The 6,414-nt window shown below is 71.9% G+C and carries 8 protein-coding genes; 5 read left to right on the top strand and 3 right to left on the bottom strand.

Annotated elements, in window-relative coordinates; genetic code table 11:
- Positions 1–156: 156 nt before the first annotated feature.
- Together ACFYP3_RS36700 and ACFYP3_RS36695 are read right to left on the bottom strand one after the other, a co-directional pair.
- Positions 157–531 (bottom strand): VOC family protein, encoded by a 375-nt coding sequence (locus ACFYP3_RS36700; protein WP_388842371.1) that lies wholly within the window; start codon positions 529–531, stop codon positions 157–159.
- 67 nt (positions 532–598) lie between these two features.
- On the bottom strand, positions 599–1,222 hold the full coding sequence (locus ACFYP3_RS36695) for a TetR family transcriptional regulator (RefSeq protein WP_030722921.1): 624 nt from the start codon (positions 1,220–1,222) through the stop codon (positions 599–601).
- Positions 1,223–1,439: 217 nt separating this feature from the next.
- Between ACFYP3_RS36695 and ACFYP3_RS36690 the strand changes: the two genes are divergently transcribed.
- The 3 genes from ACFYP3_RS36690 (at position 1,440) to ACFYP3_RS36680 (ending at position 4,642) form a co-directional block, all read left to right on the top strand.
- Complete coding sequence (locus ACFYP3_RS36690) at positions 1,440–2,753, top strand: glycosyltransferase family 4 protein (RefSeq protein ID WP_388842368.1); 1,314 nt, start codon at positions 1,440–1,442, stop codon at positions 2,751–2,753.
- A 75-nt stretch (positions 2,754–2,828) separates the two neighbouring features.
- A complete protein-coding gene (locus ACFYP3_RS36685) occupies positions 2,829–3,563 on the top strand; it encodes a class I SAM-dependent methyltransferase (protein ID WP_327413733.1) in 735 nt (244 codons plus the stop codon).
- The gene (locus ACFYP3_RS36680) at positions 3,560–4,642 is read left to right on the top strand and encodes a prenyltransferase (protein ID WP_388842366.1); all 1,083 of its coding nucleotides are present in this window, start codon (positions 3,560–3,562) and stop codon (positions 4,640–4,642) included. The genes ACFYP3_RS36685 and ACFYP3_RS36680 overlap by 4 nt, the downstream gene beginning before the upstream one ends.
- Positions 4,643–4,655: 13 nt before the next feature.
- Here ACFYP3_RS36680 and ACFYP3_RS36675 read toward each other — a convergent pair whose 3' ends face one another.
- A complete protein-coding gene (locus ACFYP3_RS36675) occupies positions 4,656–4,958 on the bottom strand; it encodes a hypothetical protein (protein ID WP_388842364.1) in 303 nt (100 codons plus the stop codon).
- Between the two features lie 180 nt (positions 4,959–5,138).
- Between ACFYP3_RS36675 and ACFYP3_RS36670 the strand changes: the two genes are divergently transcribed.
- Positions 5,139–5,711, top strand: a complete 573-nt coding sequence (locus tag ACFYP3_RS36670; RefSeq protein ID WP_388842373.1) for a hypothetical protein — start codon at positions 5,139–5,141, stop codon at positions 5,709–5,711.
- A gap of 49 nt (positions 5,712–5,760) precedes the next feature.
- A complete protein-coding gene (locus ACFYP3_RS36665; protein WP_388842362.1) occupies positions 5,761–6,159 on the top strand; it encodes a hypothetical protein in 399 nt (132 codons plus the stop codon).
- Positions 6,160–6,414 lie beyond the last annotated feature (255 nt).

Below are 6,414 nucleotides of genomic sequence, written 5' to 3'. Positions count from 1 at the left end.
AGCACCCACGACCCCTCGCCTGGACGAAAACAGCCGACGAAATCCTCGACAAGGTCGCCGCCTACTGCCACCGAATCTCTGACTCAGGTCACTAGACGGGGTCGGCCGCGCCGCCCGGGCGGTTCGGCCTCGCGGCTCGGCCCGGGTGGTCGAGGCCTACTTCGCCATTTCGGCGGCGCTCCGCTCGACGCAGAACTCGTTCCCCTCGGGGTCGGCGAGGGTCACCCAGCCGCCCCCGTCGGGCCGCCGGTGGTCGCCGACGACGGTGGCGCCCAGGGCGACGACGCGTTCGACCTCCTCGTCGCGGGTGCGGTCCTGCGGCTGGAGGTCGACGTGGACCCGGTTCTTCACGGTCTTGGCGTCGGGAACCGTCACGAACAGCAGGGTCCCTCCGGGCGACTTGACCAGCGCCTGGGGGTCTCCGGGAAAATCGTCGTCGGCGAGCGAGCTGTCCAGGACGGCGGCCCAGAACTGCCCGAGGCTGTAGGCGTCGGAACAATCGATGGTGAGGTGTCGCACAAGAGATGCCATGCGGCGGACTATCGATCACGACCGCGACCGCTGTCCAGCGAAATTCCCCCGGTGCCCAGCGGCTGCTTCAGGCCTTTTCCGGGGCCGTCAGGTCGATCAGACGGCACACCGTCTCGATGTCGATCTTCACCTGGGCGATCGACGCGCGGCCGGAAAGCCAGGTGATCAGCGCCGAGTGCCAGGTGTGCTCGATGACCCGGACCGCCGAGAGCTGTTCCGCGGTCGGCGGGCCCTCCAGACCCATCGCGTCCAGGATGATCGCCGTGGTCAGCCGGGACACCGTGTCCACCTCGGGGCTCACGCTGCGGTCGGCGAACGTCAGCGCCCGCACCATCGCGTCGGCCAGCTGCGGTTCCCGCTGGAGGGCGCGGAAGGCCCGCATCAGGGTCTCCGCGACCCGGGCCGCCGGATCGTCCCCGGCCGGCGGGCGCTTGCGCAGCGTGGTGTGCATGTGCTGGAGCTGGTCCTGCATGGTGGCGACCAGCAGGTGCACCTTGGACGGGAAGTAGCGGTAGAGCGTGCCCAGCGCCACCCCGGCCGCCTCGGCGACCTCGCGCATCTGGACGGCGTCGAATCCGCCCCGGCTGGCCAGCTGCGCGCTGGCGTGCAGGATGCGGCGCCGGCGCGCCTCCTGGCGCTCCGTCAGGGGAGGCGACGCCGGTGTGGTGACGGCCTTCACTTCCGCTGTCATGTGTCCCGTTCCGTGTCGTTGCGCGGGCTGATTCCGGGCTGGTCCCCGTCAGCATGGCAGGCGCCGCGGTCGTGGCGCGAATCACCTGCTCCGCCTCTTACGGTGTAGTTTCCGGCCGGTAGATTCAATGCTCTTCGACGGATCAAGTCTGAAACTTGTTCTACATTATCCGAGCGGTTACGCTCCGGCGAAAGTTGCAGGGAGAAGGGGGCCGAGAGTGACCGCTGAGGCCATGGTGACGAGCCCTTTCGAGGGATCCGCCGCCGACGGCGACCGCCCGCTGCGCATCGCACTCCTCACCTATAAGGGGAACCCGTTCTGCGGCGGCCAGGGCGTCTACGTCCGCCACCTCTCGCGCGAGCTCGTACAGCTGGGGCACTCCGTCGAAGTGATCGGCGCACAGCCCTACCCGGTGCTCGACACGGGCGCCTCGCTCACGGAGCTCCCCAGCCTGGACCTGTACCGCAGCCCCGACCCCTTCCGCACTCCCAAGCGCGACGAGTACCGGGACTGGATCGACGCCCTCGAGGTCGCCACCATGTGGACCGGCGGCTTCCCCGAGCCGCTCACCTTCTCGCTGCGCGCCCGCCGCCATCTGGCCGCCCGCGCCGGGGACTTCGACGTCATCCACGACAACCAGACCCTCGGGTACGGCCTCCTCGGCGACCTCGGCGCCCCGCTGGTCACCACGATCCACCACCCCATCACGGTGGACCGCAAGCTCGACCTCGACGCCGCGAAGGGCCGCGTGAAGCGGGCCTCCGTACGCCGCTGGTACGCCTTCACGCGCATGCAGGGCCGCGTGGCCCGCAGACTCCCCTCCGTCCTCACCGTCTCCGGCTCCTCCCAGCAGGAGATCGCCCAGCACCTCGGCGTCCGCGACGACCGCATCCACGTCGTGCACATCGGCGCCGACACCGACCTGTGGTCGCCGGACGCCTCCGTCGCCGAGGTCCCCGGCCGCATCGTCACCACCTCCAGCGCCGACGTGCCGCTCAAGGGGCTCGTGTACCTCGTCGAGGCCCTCGCGAAGCTGCGCACCGAGCAGCCCGACGCCCACCTCGTCGTCGTCGGCAAGCGCGCCGAAGAGGGGCCCGTCGCCCGCGCCATCGAGACGTACGGCCTCCAGGACGCCGTCCGCTTCGTCAAGGGCATCACCGACGCCGAACTCGTCGACCTCGTCCGCAGCGCCCAGATCGCCTGCGTGCCCTCCCTCTACGAGGGCTTCTCGCTCCCGGCGGCCGAGGCCATGGCCACCGGCACCCCGCTCGTCGCCACCACCGGCGGCGCGATCCCCGAGGTCGCCGGACCCGACGGCGAGACCTGCCTCGCGGTGCCCCCGGGCGACGCGGGCGCGCTGGCCGCAGCCCTGGGCCGGATGCTGGGCGACCCGCACCTGCGGGCCCGCCTCGGCGCCGCCGGGCGCGAACGGGTCCTGACCCGCTTCACCTGGGCCAAGGCCGCCGAAGGCACCGTCGCGCACTACCGCGCCGCCATCGAGCAGGCCGCCCGTACCCGCCGCGCGCGGTGACCTGCCGCGCCCGGTGACCCTCCGCCTCATCCACACCCCCGCCCCACACCCCCGCGACCGCGAAGGCAGGACCCCGTGCTGACCGTCGATTTCTCCCGGTTCCCGCTCGCCGCAGGCGACCGCGTACTCGATCTGGGCTGCGGCGCAGGCCGGCACGCCTTCGAGTGCTACCGGAGAGGCGCCCAGGTGGTCGCCGTCGACCGCAACGGCGAGGAGATCCGCGAGGTCGCCAAGTGGTTCGCCGCCATGAAGGAGGCCGGCGAGGCCCCGGCCGGTGCCACCGCCACCGCGATGGAGGGCGACGCCCTCGCCCTGCCCTTCCCCGACGACTCGTTCGACGTCGTGATCATCTCCGAGGTCATGGAGCACATCCCCGACGACAAGGGCGTGCTCGCCGAGATGGTGCGCGTGCTCAAGCCGGGCGGCCGCATCGCCATCACCGTCCCGCGCTACGGCCCCGAGAAGATCTGCTGGGCGCTCTCCGACGCCTACCACGAGGTCGAGGGCGGCCACATCCGCATCTACAAGGCGGACGAGCTCCTCGGCAAGATGCGGGCCGCCGGCCTCAAGCCCTACGGCACGCACCACGCGCACGGACTGCACTCCCCGTACTGGTGGCTCAAGTGCGCCTTCGGCGTCGACAACGACAAGGCGCTGCCCGTCAAGGCGTACCACAAGCTCCTGGTCTGGGACATCATGAAGAAGCCACTGGCCACGCGCCTCGCCGAGCAGGCCCTGAACCCGCTCATCGGCAAGAGCTTCGTGGCGTACGCGACCAAGCCCCACCTCCCCGTCGGCGCGACCCAGTGAGCTCCCCCGGGCGCACCGAACACCTGGTCCTGGACGGCGTACTGACCGCCGAGCAGGCAGCGGAGACGGTGGCGGGCATCCTCGCCGCCCAGCGCGCGGACGGGGCCATCCCGTGGTTCCGCGGGCACCACCTCGACCCGTGGGACCACACCGAGGCCGCGATGGCCCTGGACGCGGCCGGTGAGCACGAGGCCGCCGAGCGGGCGTACGCCTGGCTGGCGCGGCACCAGAACCAGGACGGCTCCTGGTACGCGGCCTACGCCGACCGGCCCGACGGCGTGGACACCGACGAGCCGCAGGACGCGAGCCGCGAGAGCAACTTCACCGCCTACATAGCCGTCGGCGTCTGGCACCACTACCTGTCCACCGGCGACGACACCTTCCTCGACCGCATGTGGCCGGCCGTCTACGCGGCCGTCGAGTGCGTCCTGACGCTCCAGCAGTCCGGCGGCGAGATCGGCTGGAAGCGGGAGGCCGACGGCACCGCCGTCACCGACGCCCTCCTCACCGGCTCCTCCTCCATCCACCAGGCACTGCGCTGCGCCCTGGCCATCGCCGAGCACCGCGAGGAGCCGCAGCCCGACTGGGAGCTCGCCGCGGGCGCCCTGCGGCACGCGATCCGGCGCCACCCCGAGCGGTTCCTCGACAAGAACCACTACTCGATGGACTGGTACTACCCGGTCCTCGGCGGCGCCCTGACCGGCGCCGAGGCCACGGCGCGCATCGACGAGCGCTGGGACGAGTTCGTGGTCCCGGACCTCGGGGTGCGCTGCGTCCTGCCGAACCCGTGGGTGACGGGCGGCGAGTCCTGCGAGCTGGCGCTCGCACTGTGGGCGACGGGCGAGTCGGACCGGGCGCTGGAGGTCCTGCGGTCGATCGGCCACCTGCGCGCCGACAACGGCATGTACTGGACGGGCTACGTCTTCCAGGACGAGGCGGTCTGGCCCGTCGAGCAGACCACCTGGACCGCCGGGTCCCTGCTGCTCGCCGTGGCGGCGCTGGGCGGGGACGAGGCCACCACCGAGGTGTTCGGCGGGGCCTCGCTCCCGCTCGGGCTGGAGCCGGACTGCTGCCGCTGACCCGGGACGGGCGTCAGCGGCGGTAGAGCCAGCCGGCGATGGCGTGGCCGATGAGGAGGTAGGTCACGGCGGCTATGCCGTAGCCGACCACGACCTGCACCCATTCACGGCTGAAGGTGAACAGGTCGTAGGACCAGGTCGCCAGCCAGGAGGCGATGTCGTGGATGAGGTCGACCAGGGAGTTGCCCTGGTTGGCGTCCAGGAAGTAGAGCAGGATCCAAAGTGCGATCACGAAGGCGAGCACGTCCGCCACAAGTGCGACGGCACGTCCTGCCTGACTGCTTCCCCGGGTGCGTGCTCGTGTGTGAGTGCTCATACGGCCCGTGTTGCCGCGTAGGCGTGGCATAAACCCGAACGGGTTCCCCGGGTGGCGGGGCCCGGGGGCCGGGGTGAGGCTGCGGAGGACGCCTCAGTCCCTGGAGGGAAAACCGTGTCCGTACCCACGACCGTCCGATTCCGCCGTGCCGTCACGGCGGTGGTCCTCTCCACCGCGCTGATGGTCGGCGCCACCGCGTGCGGCAGCGGCGGGAGCGGCCCGCGCGAGGAACTGTCCGCCGCGTCGATGGGGGAGCTGGCCGCGCTCGCGGCGGCGGAGCCCGCCGCGGCCGAGGCCGACGAACTGGCCGCGGCGACACCGTCGCCCAGCACGTCCGCCGAGAAGCAGAAGTTCGCCAAGACGCGCTTCGTGGCCAACGCGGGCCTCGCGGCGGGTGCCACCTACCAGTGGATCGTCAAGCCGTACCGCGCGGGCAAGTTCAAGAAGGGCGCCAAGGGCCGGACCTTCGCGCTCATCAAGGCGGGCCTCGCGGGCGCGTTCGCGTACAACCGGCTGAAGGCGGCCGCCGACAACGCCAAGGGCGACCCGCTGCTGTCGAAGGCGATGGCCCCGCTGACGGCGGGCATCGAGTCCCTCAAGGGCCTCGGCGGCAAACTCCGCAAGGGCCAGGCCGGTGACGCCGACATCAACTCCTTCGACGACGTCATCAGCAGCGTCAAGGAGGCCGGCAAGAGCGCGGGCGCCGACGTCGTCGACAAGGTCCCGAGCACGTCCCAGCTGAGCGGCGGCTGAGCTCTCCCGCCCGGCCCGCCCGCCGGCCGCGGCCTGTTTCAATGGGCGGATGATCGAGTACGTGTTCCTCGCCGCCGGGGCCGCCGGAGCCGCGTGGCTGGTGCGGCGCAAGCACCTCGCGCGGACGGCCGCCGGCCCGGTGCCCGGGATCCCCGGGATGGCGCGCCGGCCCGCCGGTGAGGGGCGCTGGCGGGCGGGGCGACTGTACGCCGACGGGGGCGCGGCCCGCTGGGTCCCCGAGCGCGGTGAGCCCCTCCCGCTGCCCGGCGGGCGGGCCACCGCGGTGCGGGTCCCCTCCGTGAAGGAGGGCCTCGTCATCCACCCCGGCTCACGGATCGTCACCTGCACCTACGAGGGCGGCGGCAGCATCGAGATCGCGGTCATGCCGCTCGACGTGCGCGAGCTGCTGGAGGCCGTCCCGCAGGCGGACGACCCCGACGGGACCTAGGCCGTCTCTTCCGGATCTTGCCTCGCCCGCGCCGCCCGGCACCGCACCTCGCCGCGTTGGCGGAGCACCCCAGTACGACCAGTACAAGGGCGCCCCGCCAACACGCCGATGCACGGCACCGGACGACGCGGGCTTGACCGGCAAGATCCGAAAGAGACGACCTAGGTGTGTTGTCCGGAGAGGTTGGTGGCGCGGCTGGCTGGGGTTTGGCCTGCGATGCCGGTGTGGGGTCGGTGGTAGTTGTACCAGTGCAGC

Origin of the sequence: Streptomyces sp. NPDC005533, assembly GCF_042871845.1 — a bacterium.
In the GTDB taxonomy this organism is placed as follows: domain Bacteria; phylum Actinomycetota; class Actinomycetes; order Streptomycetales; family Streptomycetaceae; genus Streptomyces.
The sequence above is the reverse complement of the archived record's forward strand: the minus strand, read 5'-3'. Positions and strand labels throughout refer to the sequence as shown.

What these genes read in the sequence shown, in the direction of transcription:
- ACFYP3_RS36665 (WP_388842362.1), top strand. Translation starts at nt 5,761, where the DNA reads ATGATCGAGTACGTGTTCCTCGCCGCCGGGGCCGCCGGAGCCGCGTGG.
- ACFYP3_RS36695 (WP_030722921.1), bottom strand. Translation starts at nt 1,222, where the DNA reads ATGACAGCGGAAGTGAAGGCCGTCACCACACCGGCGTCGCCTCCCCTG.
- ACFYP3_RS36700 (WP_388842371.1), bottom strand. Translation starts at nt 531, where the DNA reads ATGGCATCTCTTGTGCGACACCTCACCATCGATTGTTCCGACGCCTAC.
- ACFYP3_RS36670 (WP_388842373.1), top strand. Translation starts at nt 5,139, where the DNA reads ATGGTCGGCGCCACCGCGTGCGGCAGCGGCGGGAGCGGCCCGCGCGAG.
- ACFYP3_RS36675 (WP_388842364.1), bottom strand. Translation starts at nt 4,958, where the DNA reads ATGAGCACTCACACACGAGCACGCACCCGGGGAAGCAGTCAGGCAGGA.